The sequence below is a fragment of the Candidatus Hydrogenedentota bacterium genome (genome assembly GCA_019695095.1).
In the GTDB taxonomy this organism is placed as follows: domain Bacteria; phylum Hydrogenedentota; class Hydrogenedentia; order Hydrogenedentales; family SLHB01; genus JAIBAQ01.
The window spans coordinates 73898-95201 of record JAIBAQ010000003.1 but is presented as its reverse complement, the minus strand read 5'-3'; the positions used below and the strand labels follow the sequence as shown (position 1 = coordinate 95201).

The window sequence follows — 21304 nt, the reverse complement described above, 5'->3', positions numbered from 1 at the left end:
CCAACCAGAAGATAGCCTTGTACAGTCGCATGAACAAGGGATTCTACGCGCGTTCGAGAAAGGCCGTCCGAACGGTAAGCGTGTAGAAAGAATCAAGATCAGGAAGTATCCAGCGCCAGAATCCGGCCGCCACGGTCATAGCAAATCCGAGGGAATAAGCGGAGGTTCCTGCGATGCGCCATCGCCACAACATCCGCTGTCTGCCCACGACAACGCCAAACAGCAGAAACGGCAGGCAGGCCAGAGCCATGGGGACACCAGATGTCTTGCAGAGAGTGCCAAGACCCATTGCGACGCATGATGACCAGTACACCATCGAGGCGCCACGCAAACGGGACTCCGCGACAAATGCGAGTAGAAGAGATAGGGCGTAGAAGTGAAGCAGCGTAGGTTCAAGGGTCATGCATTTGCTGAAACCGGTCATCGTCCACGACGTCGCGAGTACAAACGCTGAGGCCAGAATAGGCGTTACAGAGAACCGTGCGACACGCATCATCACGTACGTGTATCCGACAATGGGCGTTCCGCTGAGCATCGCAAGAAAACGCAACCCGAAGGGATTCAGTCCGAAGAGTCGAAACGACCCTTCAAGCAATAGGGAATGCACTGGTCATACGACCCATGGGTTCCAGTTGTCTTGTTGCCATGTCCCCCACAAGAAGGCATTTCGCGAGGCGAATCCCCACTTTTCGTCTTAGAGGATAGCTCCGGTTTGCCGATGCAAAGGAGGGTCGGCAGAATGAAACGCCCATCGCACGGCAAATCCGTCCAGGATCCCCAACACAAAAACAAACTGCCAGAATCGCGGGCCTTGCCGTGATACCGATAGAAGGGCGAAACGTGTGCGTGGCGGCGCTCTATCGATGCAGGAACTCTTGTTGCCCATATTGGGAGCTACGCCTCAACCGGCGTAGTCCGGGCTAAGATTTTTCGAGGGGGATGGACTCGTCAATCAGCATGATGGGGATGTCATCGCGGATTGGGTACAGGTATGCCCTGTCTTCGCGAATGAGCCCGCCGTCGATCTTCTCTTCGACCTTTTCGCCGGCCCGGTTCTTCAACGTGCCCTGCTCAATTGCGGCATTCAAAGCGGTGATTGTCGCATCGTCTGCGAGCGCCACCGGCGTCTTGTTCTCGGGACACACGAGAATTTTCAGCAATTCTGGGTCGACCATGATACTCCCCTCTTGGTTCGTTTGCGCCGTATCTTACATGACTTTGGGGTCAGTCCGAAACTTGTACAGGACCTAGTTCGATTCACCTTGCTTCTTGCGCGAAAATGGCCACCATCCTCGTTTCTTCGGCTTCTCGGGTTTCTTTTCTTCCGCCGGTGCCGACACCTCCGGGGTCGTCTCTGAGGGAACCAGCGGAGTCGCGACGGTCTCGGTCTCCGGAGCCGTTGGAGCGGGAGGAGCGATCTCCGCGAAGAATTTGTCGCGCGGTGGCAGACCTTCAGGTTTATGCAAATACAACGTCTGACCGACAGAGAGATTGTTGGCGTCTTTCAGACCGTTCCACCACTGCACGTCGCGCACGTCGAGTTGGTACAGCGAGGCAATCTTCGAAAGCGTTTGTCCCGCTTGTACGACATACTCCGATGGAGGTTCCGTGGGCAGCGGCGGCTCGTCGACAATCGCGAGCGGCGCTTCCACGACAACCGGTTCGGTGGCTGGCGCCACGGCAGGCGTGACGGGGGACTGCACTTCAGGGGTGGTCTCTGGCACGGATACCTGGGCTACCGGCGCCGGCACAGGTTCAAGTGGGAGTGACGCCTCTTGAGAAACTGGGGACTGTGGATAGGGCGTGGCCGCAGCAGCAGGCGGTGAAGCATCCGACGAATTGCCGCGGATTGTCTGCCATGCGGCAATTGCACCGGCCCCACCTAGAAGCAAGGTCGCGGCTATGGCAATCACTGCCGCGCGGGTCTTCTTCTGCTGCATGCGTTTCAGTCCGGTGCCTGAAAGCACGGTAGGTTCATCTTGTGAACGGCTCGTTGAAACGGATGACGAATGATGCGGCATGGGTTCCGTTGCCGACTTGGAATCGGTAAGGGCGACGCCGGGGCGTGGGAGTTCCGCCTCCAACCGCATCAATTCCGTGCGAAAAGCCTGCGCGGACGGCCAGCGGTCTGCCGGGCGCTTGGCCAGCGCACGCCGCAACACACGGTCCATTTCTTCAGGCACGACTCCTAATAGGGAAGAGCGTAGTGGCGGCGGCGTCAGTTGAAGGTGTGCGTGCAGCACTTCGGTGAGTGTGCCCCGGAAAGGCGGTTCACCCGAGAAGAGCTGGTAGAGCAGCGCTCCCATTGCGTAGATGTCGGCGGCGGGCGTGACGGGGCCGAAGGTCGCGGCATCGATCTGTTCCGGCGCCATGTACAACGGAGTTCCCGGAGCGCCTGATCCTGCCACGGTAATCTCTGTGAGTCGATCTTCGACCGCATCTGCGCGCGCAATTCCGAAGTCGGCCAGCTTGGCTATCGGAGCCCCGGATTCATCGCGAGCGATCATGATGTTAGAGGGCTTGATATCGCGATGGACAACGCCCTGCGCGTGAATCCGCGACAACGCGTCGAGTACCTGCGAGCAGATCAGAATGGAACGCTGAGCCGTAAGCGACACGCCTTCCCGCGCATTCCGTTCAAGCAGTGACTGGAGGGTTTCGCCGTCTACGTATTCCATGACCATGTGAATACGTCCTGCCTCGCGAAAGGTGTCGAATATCATGACGATATTGGGGTGCATCCCAACGTTGGCGTGCAGAACGCATTCGCGCTCGATTCGTTTTGCGAAGGCGTCGTCGTCGGCCAATTCGGCGCGGACGGTCTTGATAGCCACCAGGCGACGCAACTGCGTATCGCGTGCAAGACGCACCTCGCCCATGGCGCCCGAGCCAAGCGTTTTCAGAATCTGAAAGCGCCCGTCGGCCCCCAGGGTCTCGTTGGGAGCCTCGTCCGCCGATTCGTCTTCCGGAGATATAGGAGTAGATTCCATCGTTCTGCCTGCAGTTTGCACAACCCGTGGTAATAGTACCACGAGATAGGGATAGGAGGCATCTGAGCAATGCGGGCGCGAACCAGCTTCCCGTTTCGATGGGCTTCCGTCCGGTCCCTGTGCATACGTTCGAAATAACGCACTATGGTATAACACGGACTATACAACAGGGACGGGGGGTCCTCCGATGAAGAAGTTTCCGTTGCAGTTTTCCATGCAGACAATGAAGTGCTCGCCAAAACTGCGCCCCGCTTTATCGCTTGGCCTGGCGATGACAATGCTCGGGATTGCGTGGAATACTACGGCTCAAGCGGAACCGTTCGATATCGCCGCCTTTGCGCTTCCGCGCACACCCGCGAACGAGGTACGATTCGAGGAGCCGCGGGACGTTCAGTCCGTGGAGGTTGAGTTCACGGGCAAGGCGCCCGATGGTGTGTCGATCGCCTACCTGCAGAACCATTGGCCGGAGAACCGGATCGAGAATTACAATCCCGACCACGCGTTTTCATTTGGCTGGACCAAAATAGACGACAGCTTTAACACCAAATGGAAACCCGCCGAAGTCGAAGTCTCCGCGAAATCGACGGAGCGCCTTCAGTTCACTTTTAGGCCGCTGACAACGGAGTTTCCGAAAACAACCGACTACGATGTGACTTTCCGGCGGACGTTGGGAATCCAGGTGACGGGAGCAGATGAAGGCCAAGTGAAGGCTATTCATGTGTATACGGTTTCGAAACCGGCCGTTACTGACCTCCGTGTTGAGTTGGACGCGGGGACCAGGGTGAAGGGAGCGGGGATTTCGCTTTCCGCCTACAACGCCATGATCGAGTCCGTCACCGCTGGCGAAGGGGCGGCTGTAGACGGGAACCGTGTCGTGCTGCATGACGCATCCCCCCGCTCGTTCACGTTGCGCGTGTCTCACATGCTTCCGGAGCATGACCTCTCAGGAGATGAAGGACTGATCACTTTCGCACTTGAAGACGACACCTTCACGATTTCGCTCACGAGCCTTATGAATCAAGGGCCGATATGGTCCGAGGACTTCGGCGTATATGTCACGCGCGCCGAAGACGAAACACCATTTGACGCATATCGCGAGCGCACCGCGGGGGACAAAACGATTGCCGAGTCGGTCCTTGAAGAGCCTGAGCAAACGTATCAGGGCGCATTTGGAGGACAACCAAGGCCGCACACGATCAGTTTCCCGTTGGGTTGCGCCTTGGCTCGGGAACGTTTCCTCGTCGAGGCGAACGGCGATCTATTGGTCCGTCCCAACGATCTCAATGACGTGAAAGGGAAGGACACCGAGCGTTACAAAGCGCACGGCAATGGGCATTTCTATTTTGGACTGGAGAAATGGGAAATCACGTCGCGCGCGCCGAGCGCGGATTTTGCGCCCGTCTTCTCCATCGAAGCGCGAAAGGGAGAACTCAAGATTCACCAGGAGTCCTTGGCCGTTCCGCTCTTGGTTCCCGCCGATTCGGAGAAGTGGGCAGGTGATGACCCCATAGTTGCGATGGTGAAGTTCCGCCTTGAGAACACCGGTACGGCATCGATCACTGCAGAACTTCCGGTCGCGTATGCGCAACACGGCGAGCGAGCGAACAGTTACTACGCGAGAAGCGGCAATCAGGATGATTATGGCGTGACACGCTCGCCGCTGGATGAGCTTGCCCTCGATAACGGTGCGTTAAGAGGGCCCTTCGATTCCGAGGTCGTGCTCCGCGGCAAAGTGGTAACGGATATGCAGGCAGAGCCGGATCCCGTGAAGAAAGCGGTTGTGTACACCAAATCGCTGGAACCGGGTCAATCCTGCGAGCTGCTGCTCAAAGTCCCTTTCATTGCGCTAGAGAACGACGAAGAGCTTGCCGCACTCGACAGACTCGAATTCAGCGCCTGGAAGGAATCGACGCTGCGGTATTGGCGGATCGCGACCAGCAGAGCGGCCACCTTGTCCGCTCCTGACTGGCCCCTGCAGGCCCTTCATGCTGCGCACTTCATGCACATTCAGACCGCCGACATCTCGATGCCGGATGAACCGCGGCTCATAAACACCTCGGTGGGTACGTCGACGTACGGCAACTTCAGCAACGAGTCATGCATGATCATCCGGGAGTTGGATGAACGCGGCGAGAATGAGCAGGCGCAGCGTCGCCTCGACCTCTGGGTGAAATACCAGGGGTCGGTTCCTCAAGCGGGAAACTTCACCGATTTCGACGGCATGTTCTATGGCGCGGGCGGCTACGAGGTCGGGCAGTACAACCAACACCACGGCTGGGTGATTTGGGCCATGAGCGAGCACTATCTAATCACGCGCAACGATGCGTGGTTCCGCTCGATTGCCGAGCCGCTTATCAAGGGCGCGGACTGGGTATTCCGTCAACGCCGCAATACGATGAAGGAACTCGACCACTCGCGCGGATGGGAGTACGGCTTCTTGCCCGCGGGTAGTCTTGAGGACGTGCAAGACTTTCATTATTGGCAGGCAACGAACACGCTCACGTGGCGCGGAGTCGACAACGTAGCGCGCGCGCTAGAAGCGTTTGGACATCCAGAAGCCGCGCGCGTGCGTAAGGAAGCGGATGCCTACAAGGCAGACGTGATGAAGGGCCTGGAAACGGCCCGGCAACATGCTCCGCTGGTTCGGCTCCGCGATGGGCGTTGGGTTCCCTACTATCCGTCGCGGCTTTATAACCGCGGCCGGGAACTGGGTTGGATTCGAGAGACATTGGAAGGTTCGGTGTATTTGCTGCTCTCGGGCATGTACGATCCCAACGGTCGTGAAGCCAAGTGGATACTGGATGACTATCAGGATAACCGCTTGTCGGGGCCGCCCTACGGCTATCCGCGAATCGCATTCAACCGTACCTGGTTCTCGAACGCAGGGTTCTCGATGCAACCCTGCCTGTTGGCGAATCTCTTGCCGTATCTCGATCGCGATGAGCCGGAGCTATATCTCTGGGTCTTCTTTAACGCGTGGAATTCTGTGTACTTGTCGGAATCCAACGCGATGGTCGAGCACCCATCGCCGTGGCTTGGGTGGGCCAACAACGTACTTGTAAAGACAAGCGATGAAGCAAACGCCATTTCATGGTTGCGATACATGTTCGTCTACAGCAAGCCCAAGCTGCTGCATTTAGGCCGAGCGATCCCTCGCAACTGGTTCGGGCAAACCGAGCCGTTCGAGACACAACGCGTCGCCACCGAACACGGAAGAGTAGGGATACGATACGAGCCGAATCCGGTGTCGCGAACCGTTCGTGCGGTGGCCAGTCTTGAACTGCGCGACACGCCTGAACAATTGTTCGTGCGTTTCCGAACGCCCGACAAGACGCCGCTGAAGAGCGTCACCGTCAACGGTCAGGCTTGGTCGAAGTTCGGCGCCGAGAAGGGCGATGTGGACTTGGCAGGACTGAGCGGAAACGTGGTTATTGAGATAGCCTATTAACAAGTTTCATGAGACTCATGGGACCTATGAGTCTCATGGGTCCCATTCAATATTTACGCTGTTTTCCTAACACCCTTTTGTTCGTTGTCCGGACATTCCGTGATTCAGCGGCCAAAATCCGTTAGAATTTCCGAGGGTGGCTAGTTGTTTCAGTCACAGAACCTTATTGGAATTGAGCAGTATCTCTCATGGCTACGATCATTCAACCCCGCAGTTTTCAACACGTCGCGTGCGAAATTCGCACCGATGACCTCACGCGCCAGCTTTATGCGACCGACGCGTCACTGTACGAAATTCGGCCGGAGGCTGTTGCTTTTCCACGCACTGCTCAGGAAGCGGCCGCGGCCATACAGGCCGCCGACGATGCCGGATTGGCCGTCACACCGCGCGGCGCGGGTACCGGCTTGGCCGGCGGCGCAATCGGCGATGGCATGGTCATCGATTTCTCGCGCTACAATCGGGGCATTACGGAGTTCGATGCGGAGAAACGCACGGTCCGCGTGGGTGCGGGTGTGGTGCTCGATCAACTGAATTCTTTTCTGCGGCCGCACGGGTTCTGGTTCGGCCCGGATGTGGCCACAAGTTCCCGCGCGACGCTGGGCGGCATGATCGCGAACAACTCGTCCGGTGCGCACGTCCCGAAGTACGGGACCACCGATGAACATTTGCTTTCCGTGGAGATTGTACTCGCCGATGGCCGTATAGCGACGGTCGGCAACGGACACGATTCGCTGGCCGAACTGCATCGGCAAGTCGAGAACATTGTCAGGCCCAAGGCCGATACGGTGCGCGCACGTTTCCACGACAAGCTGCAGAAACGGTGGCCGGGGTACGGCATGGACCGATTCCTGCGCGCGCCATCTGACCTCGCCAAGATCATTTGCGGCAGTGAAGGGACGCTCGCGTGCATCATGTCCGCCGAACTAAACCTGGTTCCGCTTCCCAAACGCCGCGGCCTCTGCATGCTCTGTTTTGCGTCGGTGCCCGAGGCCATGCAGGCCACAGTTGACATCCTCGATCTCGAACCGGCGGCTGTCGAGCATATTGACGATCTGTTGTTCGATCAGACGCGTGGGCAGCTCGCGTTTCTCGAAGCGCGCGCATTGCTCAAGCTGGATGAAGAGCCATGCAAGTCAATCCTCATTGTCGAGTTCTTTGACGACATTGAAGAGAAACTGGCCGCGCTGGAAAAGCGCAATCTGGGCCTGCGCCACGTGACGTTGACCGATCCCAAGCAGCAAGAACGTATCTGGAACATGCGCAAATCGGGCTTGTCGTTGCTCACCGGATGCAAGGGCCCCTCGAAGCCTGTACCCGGAATCGAAGACATCGCGGTGATGCCGCACCAGTTGCCGGACTACATCAATTCCTTGACGGCGCTGCTGGCGCGCATGGGACTGAGTGGCTCGTACTACGGTCATGCGGCGTCGGGTTTGATGCACGTGCGCCCCGTGCTCGATCTGCATACGGCAGAGGGGATCGCGAAGTACCGGCAGCTTTCCGACGAAGTTGCCGCGCTGGTGCTGCAATTCAAGGGTTCGCTCTGCGCCGAACACGGCGTTGGCATTGCGCATACCGAGCATCTTCCGGACCAAGTCGGCCCTGAGTTGCTGCAGGCAATGAAGGACATCAAAGCGGCGTTCGACCCGAAGAATCGTTTCAACCCGGGGAAGATTGTCGCCGACGAGCACTGCTACAAACTCGATGAGAATTTCCGGCACGGTCCATCTCGCAACATCACTCTGCCTTTTGAGCCGCTGCTCGCGTTTGCGGCGAAGGACGAAGGGTTTATCGGCAACCTCGAGCAGTGCAATGGCTGCGGCGGCTGCCGCAAGGACCCGCCGACGATGTGTCCGACGTTCGTCGCGACTGGCGAAGAAATCATGTCGACGCGCGGCAGGGCCAACGTCATTCGCACAGTGTTGCAGGGGCGGCTTGATGGAACGGCGAATCCGCTGCAATCGCGGTATTTGGAAGAGGCGCTCTCCAATTGCCTGGCGTGCAAGGCCTGCACATCGGAGTGTCCTTCCAACGTCAACATGACGTTGCTCAAGTCCGAGCTTGTGCATGCGCGCCATCAGCTCGAAGGGGTCTCGCTTCGCGAGCGCATGATCAGCCGCGTCGACATCCTCGGCGCATTGGGGACCATCACGCCGCGTATCGCCAACGCAGTTATCGCGAACACATGGGTTCGCAAACAGATTGAGCGCGTCCTTGGCATGACCGCCAAGCGCCCGTTGCCTCCCTTCGCGCTCGAACGGTTCGACCGCTGGTTCAAGCGGCGTCTCGCGCCCAAGAAGGGCACGCGTGGCAAGGTCATCCTGTGGGACGATACCTTCGTGCGCTTCTACGAACCCAACGTGGGCAAGTCCGTGGTGCAGGTGCTTGAAGCGGCGGGATTCGAAGTCGCGCTCGCCGAAGGACGCAAGTGTTGCGGACGGCCCGCGTTCAGCGTCGGCTGCCTCGATACCGCGCGCGAGTTTGGCCTGCACAACGTTTCGTTGCTGAAAAACGGTACGGAGCCAATCATCTTTGTAGAACCCTCGTGCTACTCGATGTTCGCACAGGATTACCGCGAATTGAAGATCCCGGATTGGGACAAGGTCGCAAAACGCTGCATTCTATTCGAGCAGTTCCTCTACAATCTGCTTGAGAAGGAGCCCGACGCACTCCACTTCGCCGACGGATTCACGTGGGTCGCCGTTCACGGGCATTGCCACGCGAAGGCCCTCACCGACACGAGTATCGTGCCCAAGCTCTTCTCGAAGCTTCCCAACAGCACCGTCACCATGCTCAACACCGGTTGCTGCGGTATGGCCGGAGCCTTCGGCTCGCTGAAATCAAAGTACGATCTCTCCGTGAAAGTAGCTCAACCACTCGTCGAGCAGATCAATAACCTTACCGCGGGCACCGATGTCGTCGCGGCGGGAACAAGCTGCCGCCACCAAATCGATCACCTGACGCCGGTAAAGCCGCTGCACTCCGCGGAGGTCTTTGCGCGGGCGTTGAGGAAAGACGAGTAGGGTTTGGCTAAAGTGACGATGTCCGTTGCGCCACGGCGGCGGGATTCTGTCCGTTGAGAGTACTCCGCTGGAGTCGATAACTGCCCGTCAGACGCCAGGATTTCAGGGTGGGGCCCATTCGCAACAGCACAAACGTGCAAACGCCAAACGTGATTCCTACAAGCCACGCAGCCGAAGTCGTGAACACGTAAATGCATGGGGGGAGGATGGCCGCAATAAGAAGTGCCGCAATACTGGGCACGTGCACTCTGTCATGCGACGGAATGAGTATCCGTTTGAGGCGAATACGCGCGACAATGCTCAACGGAGAGCGAGTGCGCGGAGTATACACAGCAATGCGCACACACACTGCGGCCAGTGTGGCAAAGAGACACAGACCCGAGACGCTGTAGACTTCGTTGGGCAAGACGTCTAATGAACGCCCAAAGAGCAAGAATCCGCCCGTGACTACGAGTCCGGCCCACAACGCCACCAAGGCGGCCATTACGTGGGAGATATGCGGCCACTCCTCGCGAGGCCCGAGATCAGACAACGGCCAGCCAACCTCGCTTTCGTCGTACAATTTCGCGATGGGTGTGGAACCGGTAAGAACGTCATTCCCCCGCAGCGACAATTCGAACACGTTCGGTCTGCCTGTCTCCTGAGTATTCCACGGAAGTCCTTCCAGCGAATACGCCGCTGCCCAACGGAGTAGTGGCGGCAGTACCAACAGAAGAGCAACTCCGCCCACGGTTGAGCGCCCCAAGAGAAGCGCAGCCGGCAAGACAAAGCCAAGGGCTGCGTATAGCTGAAGTTCGCGAGTCCGATACGCCGCGTTTCCCAGTACTAGCGCATAACCGGTAAACAGACAGAGTATCGACCCGTACCAAGGAGTGACCTGAAACGCTATGGACAGCCCCAGGCAAAGGAGTACGAAAGGCAGGTCTTCAATAACCAGCTCCAGTGGGCCTAATGGCAGTTCCTGCTTCCCGTTGTACGGAGTACTCCGCAACCAGAGAAAGTAGCCCGCGTTGAATATAGGATGGAAGGCAAAAACGCGGTAAGCACCGTAAACGGTCGCGGCCACACTAAGCCCTATACGCAGTACGTTCAAATTCAACGCGTTCATCTCCGCGATGTAGTCGGCATTTTCCGCGAGACCGTAAGCGTAAGTGCTGTACCAGGCCCAACAATAGAATCCCGTTGGAACCAGCAAAGCGGAGTAAAAGACGATGCCTACCATTGGATGATTTGGCCACAATTGAAACACTCGGCGCATCATGACCGCGACCCTTCGAAGTACTTTTCGATGTTCTTCAGTGTGTCTGGACTCAGCATCGTTTCAAGCACATCCTGCAAGGAACCGGAGACACCTGTCGCGGCGCGCAGGCCATCCGCCGTGTCGTAAGCCAAGACGTTTCCATCCCGCAAAATCGCGATACGTTCGGCCACTTCCTCGACAATCTCGGGGACCGGCGTTGTTATTAGTGCCGTAATATCGTTGCGGGCGGCAAGTCCTTGCATGACCCTCTTGAGGGCAAATAGCGCGGACGGATCGAGTCCTCCCGAGAACGGTTCGTCCAAGAGAAGGATAGGAACATCGCTGACCAATGCGGAGCAAATCGAGATCTTCTTCTGTTGCCCGGTTGAATACGACTTTATCGGCGCATCAATTTGGTGCGTCAAGTCAAACAGTGGTGCGAGACGCTCAATATGATCGAAAAGCCGGTTGTATGCGACGCCATAGAGTCGTCCGACGTTCAGGAGAAACTCGCGACCAGTTTTGTACACCGGAAGCCATGGATTGTCGGGCAGGTAGAAGACACGTTGCCGTATCTTCAATTCAGCCACTTCGCTGCTCCTGCGCCGGAGACCATCGATTTCGACATATCCTTCTTGCGGCGCTAGCATTCCCGCGACGGTTGCGAGCAGCGTGCTCTTGCCCATCCCGTTGGGTCCCATCACGGCGACAAGTTCGCCCGTAGCGACGCGCAGGTTCAGGTTCTTGAGAATTGGCCGCACGCCGTAGTGCTGGGTCAAGTTCACGATATCGATCATAGTGCAAGTCTCCCTCAAACACTTTGATGCTGATGTCGAGCGAGACGGTTTATCCGTGATCCCCCCTCCTGGAACGTTCGACACCGATTCGATACTATCTTGTACTAGTGCTGCGTTCAAAGAATGCGTGCGCCAGTCTCGGAATTGGACTCACACGGGTAATTCACTTCACTTCAATAACCAGGAGACGACCTAATGCCTACCGTCCTGTGGGCTTTCGGCTTTCTGTTCTTCTTTCAACTGTTCACACTCTACGTCGAGAGCATCTACCGTCTGTCGTTGACGAAGCTCTCCATGGGGCCCGAGATGTATGGCGTGTTCTTTATTCTGGCCCCCCTGCTTGTGCTTCTCTTGGGCCGTCACGGCGCGCGATTTCTCTCGCGCATCGCAATCGCGGGAATTTTGTTCACCCGTTGTCTTGCGCCCTACCTCGGCGCACGCGCACAAATCGTTAATTCCGGAATCGGCGTTGCCTGCTTCCTTGTCCTTTTCTGTTACGTTCTTTCCTCCTCGAACCGCTTCTCCCGGCCCGATTGGGCGAGCGCCATCGTGCTTGCGGTGCTGGGCTCGGTGATCTTGCGCAGTTCGATATGGTCCACGTTTGACCTCTCACTCGATCCGGCTGGATTCGCGGGTGCGACCGCCGTATTTGCAGTTCTGATAGTGCTTGCTCGCAGTGCATTGAAGGTCTCTGCAAGCCCAGATGCGTCCGTGCCCGAGCCGAACGTAAACGTTGATTCCGGCGCGTTCGCAACAGCCATCTCCAGCGTGCTCGTTCTTTTCCCGTCATTGGTTTTGCTTTATCTGATTGCCACCAGTCCCGGTGTCGTGAGTGCGTGGTCTGGCTGCAATTATTCGGTTGTCATCGTCCTCGCAACACTGTCGTGGATGGCGGCCGCATGTGTCGCCGCGCATGTATCCGTGGGCAGGGGTATGCTGGCTTTTTGGAATGTACTGTTTTTGACTAGCCTGTTGGCGGGTATTTTCGCCAACCGGGTTGCGTTCCCCGCCACACCCGATGCCCCCGCGCTGATCGTGGCGGGAGATGCATGGTGGCAGCATATCCCGCTCTATGTGATGCTTCTGCTTTCGCCCGTCCTCGCGTTCAATGCCGCGCGGGTGTTGGAGAGGCCATGTGCTTCCGTGCGTCTGTCGGCGGCGGCCGTCCTCATCGGTGGACTGCTGTTGCTTTTGCTACCGATTCTGCTCGTCTTCAGCAACGTATGGGCCTATGTGCAGCCGGTGAGCGGAATGCTTCGCAACAAGTTCTATCTGCCATTCCTATTGGCGGGAGTGCTGATTCTAATTGGTCTCGCCTTCTCAGGCGCTCGGACTTCGCCGGGAGCGAGCAGAGTCCGTGCCGTCTGGGTCAGGGGTGCTGCCGCAGTGCTTGGAATCGTTTTTCTTGCGTGGTTTGGATTCAACCGGACGGTCCTGGCTCGAGTACCATCGGTAGAGAAATCGGGGGCGATCGATCGTCTACGGGTCATGACGTACAACTATCAACAGGGGTCGGAACTCAACGGTGATCAGTGTTACCTCACCCAAATGCGTCTTATTGCGCGCATCAATCCCGATATCCTCTTTCTGCAGGAGAGCGACACGCCGCGGCCCTCTGGCGGTAACGTGGATTCGCCAAGACTGTTCGCGGACGCATTGGGCTACTACCTCTATTTCGGTCCAAAGACCGTAACCAATACGTTCGGGACGGCGATCCTATCGCGTTTCCCGCTGGAGAATCCGCGCACGATCTTCACCTACAGCGACACCGACGAGGTGGGCACGTCGATGGCGGAGATTGAGGCAGGCGGGCGCCGCATCGCGCTTTTCGATAACCATCCAGGGGGAAGCGATGCCGTCATGCACGCACACGCCGACGCGTTGGTTTCGGAAGCCAAGGGTCATAAGCACGTCATTGCGGCCGGCGATTTCAACTTCCAGCAAACGACGCCGTATTACGCCAAGGTCACGGCGGTGCTGCAGGATTCCTGGCTGGTACTGCGTCCTGATGCAGTCGGTACACCCGAGACTATTCTCGGCGGTAACGCGTCGGATAGCGAACGCTTCAACATGAGCGATCGAATCGACCATGTCTTTGCGACGAAGACTTTCAAGCCGACCGAAGCGCAGTACATCCTGACACCGGAGTCGAAAACGGATCATCCACTGTATTGGTGCGAGCTTCTCTATCAGTAGAAGCAATTGCGAAGTGACTCGCAGTGCTTGCTGGGATAGAATGAAGAAGCCGACGTAGCGGAGGCACATCTTGCGGAGAATTCTGAACGTGTTCGGCGCGTTGTTAGTCGGGTTCGTACTCGGTTTCGCGCTCCTCGTCGGAGTGTGCGTTGCCCTGAACTCGCGCACCCCTGCGCCAACGGATCTTTCCCACAGCGAACAGCTTAGCCATCCTCCCGCTCCGTTGCGCGAACCGGTCACCCTGAAGATTGTCACGTTCAATATTTGGGATCTCTACGCGCTCAGTACCCGGCGCGCAGAACGCATGGCCTTAATCGGCGAAACCCTTGTCGGATTGAATCCTGACATCGTCGGATTTCAGGAAGCATGGGTGGAGGCCGACCGCGCAATTATTCTGAAGCGGCTAGAAGAAATTGGTCTGGTCAACAGCCAATATTTCCGCAGCGGTTTGGTTGGTAGCGGGTTGCTTGTGGCCAGCCGCTATCCCATCGCAGAGGCATTCTTCCACAGGTATACGCAAGGGGGCATCCCGTATCGCGTGGATCATGGCGATTGGTGGGCGGGTAAGGGTGTTTGTGTCGCCCGTATAGCGTTACCAAATGATGTGGGATATTTGGACTTCTTCGATACCCACACCCACGCGCAGTACGGCCTAACCCTCTACGATTCCATTCGTCTCAGCCAAGCCCAGGAACTCGCCGCTTTCATCAACAAAGCCGCGACAGGGACTTCTCCGGCTATCGCGGTGGGCGATTTCAACACAAAAGCGGACCAAGAGCAGTACAAGACTCTCGTCGAGACTGCGAAGCTCAAGCGCGTTATGAAGATGGAGAGCCGGATTGACCACGTGTTCGCCGTGGAGTCACCTCGTTATAGGTTCGAGGTGGTCGACACCGTCCAGATCGGAGTTGATGACCGAAAGGAACGCATACGGTCGGGCATGAGCGACCACCCCGGCTATATGACCACCGTTCGGATTGTGCCGGCGGGAACGCTGTAGGAGAGCGAATTGCGCCGCGACCCTGCCGAGTGGGCCGGGCCACTTGAGTATTACCACTGAGTTCAGTAAGGAGTGTCGAAATGCGGAAGTGGCGCCTTGAGAGTGGAGCTCTGGGCATTGCGGTGTTTGCTTCAACCGTGTGCGCCATTTGGAACGCTGTTGACGAGTTCGGGTTGTTGCGAGATTGGTCCACTGTGGCGATTGCGGTTTGTACGTGGCTGGCGATTCCCTGGCTTGTTGGACTTCAAGGTACGTTTACCTCCAAAGCCTCCACCCGGCGCGTGAATCTTGCGCTCTCCGTCTGCTTTGCAGCGCTTTTTGCCTATTACGCGAGTAACGGCTCGTCGGCAGACCACGGCGAGGGGGCTCCGCATATGAATCTCGTCATAGCGCCCATTCTGGTGCTGTTTGCCACTCTGACTGTCTGGGGTTCCGTGCTGCTGCTACGCGGGCTGGACCGGCTTCGGGCCGCCAAGTAGCCGGATTTCTGATTGTCGTGAATGATGATGCATGCGACCAAGGCTGCGGCATATCCGTCCACTGACTTCGCGAGCGCATTAAGCAGCCTCCAACCTGCGTTACAGTCCAGTCCGACGTCCAGGAATGGCACGGCACGGCCTCCCTTAATACCCCATAGACGAAATGCTATGTTCAGGCGTAGTATGAAGGTGTAATAGGTCTTCTTCGGGGGAGAAAAGGGGGTGACACGGGCATCACACTCGCCGGTCTTTGTGCAGTGTTTCGTGGTGTAGAGATAATTGGCGGCGCACCAACGGGTCCTTGGTGTGAAGTCGAACAAAGCGTCTATTGGCAAGGGGGCATCTATGAAGTCCAGGGGTTTTACGCTGATAGAATTGTTGGTTGTAATTGCAATCATCGGTATTTTGGCGGCTATTCTATTGCCTGCTCTAGCGCGAGCCCGAGAGGCAGCGCGCCGGGCGTCCTGCCAGAATAATCTCAAGCAGATGGGTCTGATCTTCGCGATGTATACGAACGAATCAAAGGGAGAGAAGTTTCCGCCCATCAAAGTCCTGAATTGCGAAGGAGAGAATGCGCAGGATGCAACTTTTGACGGTCCGTCGCTATATCCCGAATACCTGACAGATGTGAACATCTGCGTTTGCCCGTCAGATTCCGACCGGGATAACGTGCTGAACGGCTTTCACCAAAACGGCGATCCCAGTCTTCCAGTCGAAGTGTGCAAGCTGGCTCGTGGCAGCTACTACTACCTGGGCTGGGCGTTCTACGAACCGCACATTCTTCTGCCGGGCGCAGTGGTGCCGACAACGCTGGCGGGCGTCGACCTGAGCACAGTCGGCGGCGTCGTGGCCTTCGCGTCCACGTTGTTTGACGCGGATCTGATAAACGGGTTCGTTGACATGTATACCAACGGATTCTCGCTTGAGGACAAAGAGAGTGATTTGGGGCCCGTGCCACGGTTACGCCAGGGCATCGAGCGTTTCTTCGTGAGCGACATCAATAACGCCGCGGCGAGTGCGGTCGCATCCAGTGGAATTCCCGTGATGTGGGATGAAATCGCCGTATACGGCGGCGCCACCACCTATAACCACGTTCCAGGCGGCGGTAATTGCCTGTACATGGACGGTCACGTCGAGTGGCTTCCGTTCCACAGCAAGTTCCCGTCGAATGTTTCCGGCGTGGTGCTGAGCAGCGCGTTCTAGTCAGACTTCTCTAGACTCGGTATCCGGCGTGTCCTAAGTGGGACGCGCCGGATACCGAGTTATCAGGTCCCGAGGCGTTGCGAGACGATTCTCTACCGATTTCATCAAGCAAGCGTTCCAGATCGACATGAGGAATCATTTTAGACTGAACGGCGCCTGCACGCCGCATCTCCCCCGCATTGCACCACTATTCTCACGCACCAAACCGAGCATGTATCCAATCGAATCCGGCCTTTCACGCCATGATGTCCAAAACGGGCCTCTTGATTGTCTTATAGGTCAGAAAGGACTGGTTCTCCGTGTTGGAAAGTCAACAACTCGATGACGCAGAGATCGTTCGGAAGGTGTTGTGCGGGCACCGCGAGGCATTTGGCATCCTCGTGGAGCGGCATCTACCTTTGGTTCACGCGTTGGTGTATGGCCGCGTGTCCAATCCGGCAGAGGTCAAAGACCTTGTCCAAGATGCCTTTCTCAAGGCATTGGAGAAACTGGACACGCTTCGTGATGCTGCAAAGTTCCGGCCGTGGCTGGCCGCCATCACACGAAACGTCTGCACCAACTTCCGCAAAGCTGAGCACCATCGCGAAGGCGTATTGCTTGAAATGTCGCGCAGTCAGCACAGCATCCCGGCCCCGGATCGGCACGAACTTCACGCGGCGTTGCGTCGCGAGATTCATGCATTGAACGAGGACGACCGCGAGGTCCTCATGCTGCACTACTTCGCAGGATTCAAGATACGTGAAGTCGCGCAGGCTCTGGATATTTCGCAAGACGCTGCTGCCAAGCGCATCCAACGTGCGCGCCGCGCTCTTGGCGAGAGAATCGTGGACGAACTGGGATCGGCGTTGGAGTCCGAGCGGCCTTCTTCTGACTTGCCGAGGCGTGTCATGGTTGCGGCGATGGCCTTTCCGACGAACTGGACCGTTGTCCCTGCTACGGCAGGCGGGGGAAGCACTCTGTGGATCTGGATTCGACCTTTGGAGGTACTGCTAATGAAGAAGGCCGTTGTAGGAGCATTGTCGCTGGCGCTTATAGCCTTGGGGGCGTGGTATGCCTTGCGGCAGAGTTCACCCCAATCCCCAAACACCTCCGTTCCGCCAGACAAACAAGCGGTTTCCGACGGAGTTCCGCCCCCCGCGGATGAGACTCGGCAGACTGAGAGCAATCGGAATGGCGACAGTCTGGCGCCCGAGAGTGATGGTACTCCCAAGGGCAAGGAAATCGGTGCAGAAGCGGCGTTGCCCGAGACGACGCTCCGCAAGCCGCAGGACCCCAATAGGAAGCCTGACGCAACACCAGCGTCATCTCTCACAATCGAAGGACTTGTAGTCACCGAAGACAAGGCCGGCGAGACCCCCGTGAGCAACGCGCGAATCTTCGTGGGTCCGCGACTGCCCTTAGACGAATCAATGCGCCTGCAGAATACGCTTGCCACTTCCGCCTCAGACGGCACGTTCCGAGTGGAGGACGTCTCTGTCTCGGACGAAAATCAATGGGTATATGCATGGCATGCCGATCTGGCGCCCGGATGGGTAAGTCTTCCGTCGCAGCCGGAGGGTACAGTCAAGATCAGGGTCGTAATGACCAAGGGGGGGACCGTAAGTGGCCGCGTTGCAGTCGGTGGAGTACCTGTCGCGGGAGCAACCGTACAGGCGGCGTCTGTCACGGAAGTGGGCCAGACGACCACTGGACCCGACGGCAAATATGAATTAGAGAATCTCCCTCAGGGAGACTTGGGCATATTGGCAAAGCTTCCCGAAGGGGGACGGTCATTAGTGCGGATGGCCTCCTTGCTCACCGGCACGACGACGCCTGTCGATTTTGACTTCAGCGAAGTGACTTCTTCATTGCAGGGCATGGTGACATCCCGGGGAGAGCCCGTATCTTCAGGAATGCTGAGGATGACGGTCACGACTACCAATGGAGAGGTAGAGCGCTTTGAGGGAACGATCCAGGCCGACGGAAGCTACTCATTTTCCGAAGCGCCGAGCGGGACATGTGCTCTTGTGGCCAGTGTCGAACTGGAGAGCGGTAATCGGGCTTCCAAACAGGTCGCATTCTCAATTGCGGAGAATGAAGCGCACGTGGAAAACATCGACTTCAATCTGACGACGGCTGTTCGAGGCACCATAACTATTCCCGATACGGTTAAGGACGGGGCGATCGTCGCGCTTCGTGGCGAGGTGAAGATCGATACGTTATCCACGGAGTTGCTGACTTCGCTGGAACCCTTGATTGCGGCCTCGGGCCGGATTAAGGATGGAGCATATAGCTTTGACGGCCTAGACCCGGGAACATACACCATCGTGGCCTTCGCGTACACGGAACTGCCCAATAGTGACGCCGAAGGCCTCAACACGATGCTTTCCAAGGCGCTCTTTGCCTCGTCGGTCGTCGAACTGAAGGAGGGCGCGGAAGCGGTGGTCGATTTGACCCCGACCCTTTGACCGGGTTGATGAAACCTCGCGGCGAGAACCTGTGTCTATGTCAATGAATATTCTGTCCTTTCGACTCGTCTCTTGGGAGACCGTGACATACCATTGGCAGGAGCCGGACTCGCATGCGAACGATTCTTCCCGCATTATTGACAGCACTCGTACCCTTCACCGCGATTGGCGCTGACACCGCGCCGCAAACGCTCGATTCGGTCGAGCAGCAGATTGGTGAGGCGTGGAAGAAGATTGAGTCCTATACGGCCACGTTGCATTTGGAGGGCAACATTCCCAAAGGGATCATGACGATCGCCATGAAGGGCAGCGGCCCCTTCGAATTCATGAAGATTGACGGCAAACCGCATTACCGCTCCGAGCTGACAAATACAGTCGATATCGGGATTCCCCTTCCTGAAAGCATGGCTCAGCAGAACATATTGACTGTGTTCGACGGAACAACGCTCTACACGCAGATGTCGATGGCGGGACGGCAGAAGGCCGCGAAACGGGACCCGAACTCGGGTACGAGCCGCAGCCCGGAAAGCGGCAAAGAGATGTTTGACTCGCTGCGCAAGAAAGGGGATCTGACGTTACTTCCCGATGCGGAAGTTGACGGAAAACCGGTCTTCGTGCTTGAGGTCAAACCCAAGCCCGAGGATCAAAAAGACGCCCCCGTTACCATTGCTGCCATCCGCGTGTACGTCGCGAAAGAGTCGGGCATTCAGGTTAAATCGGAGTTCCTGGACGCGGCGAACAAACCGTTTACGACAGTCCATTACACCGATATCGCGCTCAACGCGAAAATCGACCCCAGCCGATTCGTCTACACACCGCCGAAGGGCGTGAAGGTGGAAGACTTGACCGGCGGGAAACCTATGGACATGACCTTTTAGCGTAAGCCGCAAGCGGAAGCGCTTCCCCTGCCCGGCTGCCCTACCCCGCGTATTGCTCACCGTGTAACCGGATCGTTACCATGCCTCGCAAGAATTGCGGAAGGAAGGGGTATTCACGGCAATGGACCAGATCCTGTTCTTAGCGCCGCTGTTGGCTTATGTGGCCGTGGTGGTGGGTGTAACGGCGACGATGCGGAGCCGTCCGGAGGACGGGGAGTACTTCTTTGCGGGGAAACGTTTGAGCGGAGTTCAGGCGCTGTTGTCGGTGGTGTCGTCGGAGACGTCGGTCGCGACGACGGTGGTGTTTCCGGCAGCCGGACTGACGGGCGGTTATGCGCTCGTGTGGCTCTTGATGGGCTATATCGCGGGGCGCACGATTGTCGCGGTGTTTTACCTCCGGAAGCTGTACGACTCGGAACGCCTGACGATCTATCAGACAATGAGCGCGCAGCACCGGATACTGGAAGGGGCCTACCTGCTGGCGAAGTACATCTCCGGGGGAGTGCGCTACTTTGTCGGCGGCTACGCGCTAGCGCAGATCTTGCCTGCACCGGAGTTTGTGAAATCCATACACGGCGGGCCGACGGCGATGTGGATCGTCGTGGTGGCTGTCTGTGTCGCGGCGTACAGCCTGACCGGCGGCCTACGCGCCGTGGTCGTGATGGACCAAGTGCAGAGTGTGTTGATTGTAGGCACGGGGCTGTTCCTGTGCTTCTACCTGGCGCGTTTGATTCCGTCAGGCGCGCTGACCATGCCCTCGTTTGTGGATTTGGATCCGTCGAAGGCGACATTCTCGCCTATCATGCTGCTGGGCGGGGCCGTGTTGTCGATCGGATCGCACGGCGCAGACCAGGATTTGCTCTTGAGAATACTCTCGACACGCAGCTTTCGCGCAGCGCAACGGTCGCTAATCTTGTCGGGGTTCGGAGCCGCACTGTTAATCAGTTTGTACCTGACCGTGGGCTACTTGCTGCGGTATTCGGGCATAGCAGACTTGAACGCGAAGTCGCCGCTGGCAGACTACGTGATGCGGGGCGACCTGCCGGTATTGAAAGGGGTCTTTCTTGTGTTGCTGGCGGCGGCGGCGATGTCATCGCTCGACTCAACGATTCACTCAACGGGTGCGGTGTGGAAGTCGCTGATGAACTCGTCACGCCAAGGACGTGTTTGGTCGGCCATGTCCTTGTTCATCATGATTGCGTTCGCAGTCTTCTTCATCAGCATTGAGAAGCGCCACCCCGACTTCCTCGCGCTGTGCATGGGCTCCATGAATTACATCAACGGCGGGCTCATTGGCGTCTTTACTGTATTCACCTTCCTTCCCGGGCGCTTGCGTGGGCTCGGCGTCGGACTGGGGTTGATTGCCGGGTTCAGCGTGACCGCGGTGTGCGAGTGGGCATTCACGAATCCGGTTCCGTGGACCTATACCGTGCTGCTTTCGTCGAGTTCGTCGTTTGTAGCCGCGCTCGCAGGTTCCTTGCTTGGATCGTCCATGAGCGGGGCAAATCAGGCTGAGGCCTAGCCCGAATCGCAATTCTCGACTTTTCGGCTCGCTCCGCTATAATCCTGCGGGCTTCTCCATTGCGGGGAATGTTGCGCTATC

14 protein-coding genes are annotated in these 21304 nt (G+C 57.6%); 9 read left to right on the top strand and 5 right to left on the bottom strand.

Annotation, left to right across the window (positions count from 1 at the left end):
- Positions 1 to 43 precede the first annotated feature (43 nt).
- The 3 genes from K1Y02_01185 to K1Y02_01175 all read right to left on the bottom strand — a co-directional run bounded on the left by K1Y02_01185 (position 44) and on the right by K1Y02_01175 (position 2990).
- Positions 44 to 607: a glycosyltransferase family 39 protein gene (locus tag K1Y02_01185; GenBank protein ID MBX7254943.1), complete on the bottom strand. Its 564-nt coding sequence runs from the start codon at positions 605 to 607 to the stop codon at positions 44 to 46.
- A gap of 313 nt (positions 608 to 920) precedes the next feature.
- Positions 921 to 1175: a hypothetical protein gene (locus K1Y02_01180; protein ID MBX7254942.1), complete on the bottom strand. Its 255-nt coding sequence runs from the start codon at positions 1173 to 1175 to the stop codon at positions 921 to 923.
- Positions 1176 to 1247: 72 nt separating this feature from the next.
- Entirely contained in the window at positions 1248 to 2990 is a 1743-nt protein-coding gene (locus tag K1Y02_01175) for a protein kinase (protein MBX7254941.1), read from the bottom strand.
- A 187-nt stretch (positions 2991 to 3177) separates the two neighbouring features.
- Between K1Y02_01175 and K1Y02_01170 the strand changes: the two genes are divergently transcribed.
- Complete coding sequence (locus K1Y02_01170; protein MBX7254940.1) at positions 3178 to 6438, top strand: hypothetical protein; 3261 nt, start codon at positions 3178 to 3180, stop codon at positions 6436 to 6438.
- A 188-nt stretch (positions 6439 to 6626) separates the two neighbouring features.
- Positions 6627 to 9461, top strand: a complete 2835-nt coding sequence (locus K1Y02_01165; protein MBX7254939.1) for an FAD-binding protein — start codon at positions 6627 to 6629, stop codon at positions 9459 to 9461.
- Between the two features lie 7 nt (positions 9462 to 9468).
- On the opposite strand, the gene K1Y02_01160 is transcribed toward K1Y02_01165, so the two are convergent.
- Both K1Y02_01160 and K1Y02_01155 read right to left on the bottom strand, forming a co-directional pair.
- Positions 9469 to 10722 (bottom strand): hypothetical protein, encoded by a 1254-nt coding sequence (locus K1Y02_01160; protein ID MBX7254938.1) that lies wholly within the window; start codon positions 10720 to 10722, stop codon positions 9469 to 9471.
- Positions 10719 to 11498 carry an ABC transporter ATP-binding protein gene (locus K1Y02_01155; protein MBX7254937.1) on the bottom strand — a complete coding sequence of 260 codons (780 nt, stop codon included), beginning with the start codon at positions 11496 to 11498 and terminating at the stop codon, positions 10719 to 10721. The genes K1Y02_01160 and K1Y02_01155 overlap by 4 nt, the downstream gene beginning before the upstream one ends.
- Before the next feature lie 195 nt (positions 11499 to 11693).
- On the opposite strand from K1Y02_01155, the gene K1Y02_01150 reads away from it, so the two are divergent.
- The 7 genes from K1Y02_01150 to K1Y02_01120 all read left to right on the top strand — a co-directional run bounded on the left by K1Y02_01150 (position 11694) and on the right by K1Y02_01120 (position 21223).
- On the top strand, positions 11694 to 13694 hold the full coding sequence (locus K1Y02_01150) for an endonuclease/exonuclease/phosphatase family protein (GenBank protein ID MBX7254936.1): 2001 nt from the start codon (positions 11694 to 11696) through the stop codon (positions 13692 to 13694).
- Between the two features lie 70 nt (positions 13695 to 13764).
- Entirely contained in the window at positions 13765 to 14694 is a 930-nt protein-coding gene (locus K1Y02_01145; protein ID MBX7254935.1) for an endonuclease/exonuclease/phosphatase family protein, read from the top strand.
- An 80-nt stretch (positions 14695 to 14774) separates the two neighbouring features.
- The gene (locus K1Y02_01140) at positions 14775 to 15173 is read left to right on the top strand and encodes a hypothetical protein (GenBank protein ID MBX7254934.1); all 399 of its coding nucleotides are present in this window, start codon (positions 14775 to 14777) and stop codon (positions 15171 to 15173) included.
- A gap of 345 nt (positions 15174 to 15518) precedes the next feature.
- Positions 15519 to 16376 carry a DUF1559 domain-containing protein gene (locus K1Y02_01135; protein ID MBX7254933.1) on the top strand — a complete coding sequence of 286 codons (858 nt, stop codon included), beginning with the start codon at positions 15519 to 15521 and terminating at the stop codon, positions 16374 to 16376.
- Between the two features lie 299 nt (positions 16377 to 16675).
- Positions 16676 to 18823, top strand: a complete 2148-nt coding sequence (locus K1Y02_01130) for a sigma-70 family RNA polymerase sigma factor (GenBank protein ID MBX7254932.1) — start codon at positions 16676 to 16678, stop codon at positions 18821 to 18823.
- A gap of 113 nt (positions 18824 to 18936) precedes the next feature.
- Positions 18937 to 19701, top strand: a complete 765-nt coding sequence (locus tag K1Y02_01125) for a hypothetical protein (protein MBX7254931.1) — start codon at positions 18937 to 18939, stop codon at positions 19699 to 19701.
- A gap of 121 nt (positions 19702 to 19822) precedes the next feature.
- Positions 19823 to 21223 carry a hypothetical protein gene (locus tag K1Y02_01120; GenBank protein MBX7254930.1) on the top strand — a complete coding sequence of 467 codons (1401 nt, stop codon included), beginning with the start codon at positions 19823 to 19825 and terminating at the stop codon, positions 21221 to 21223.
- Positions 21224 to 21304 lie beyond the last annotated feature (81 nt).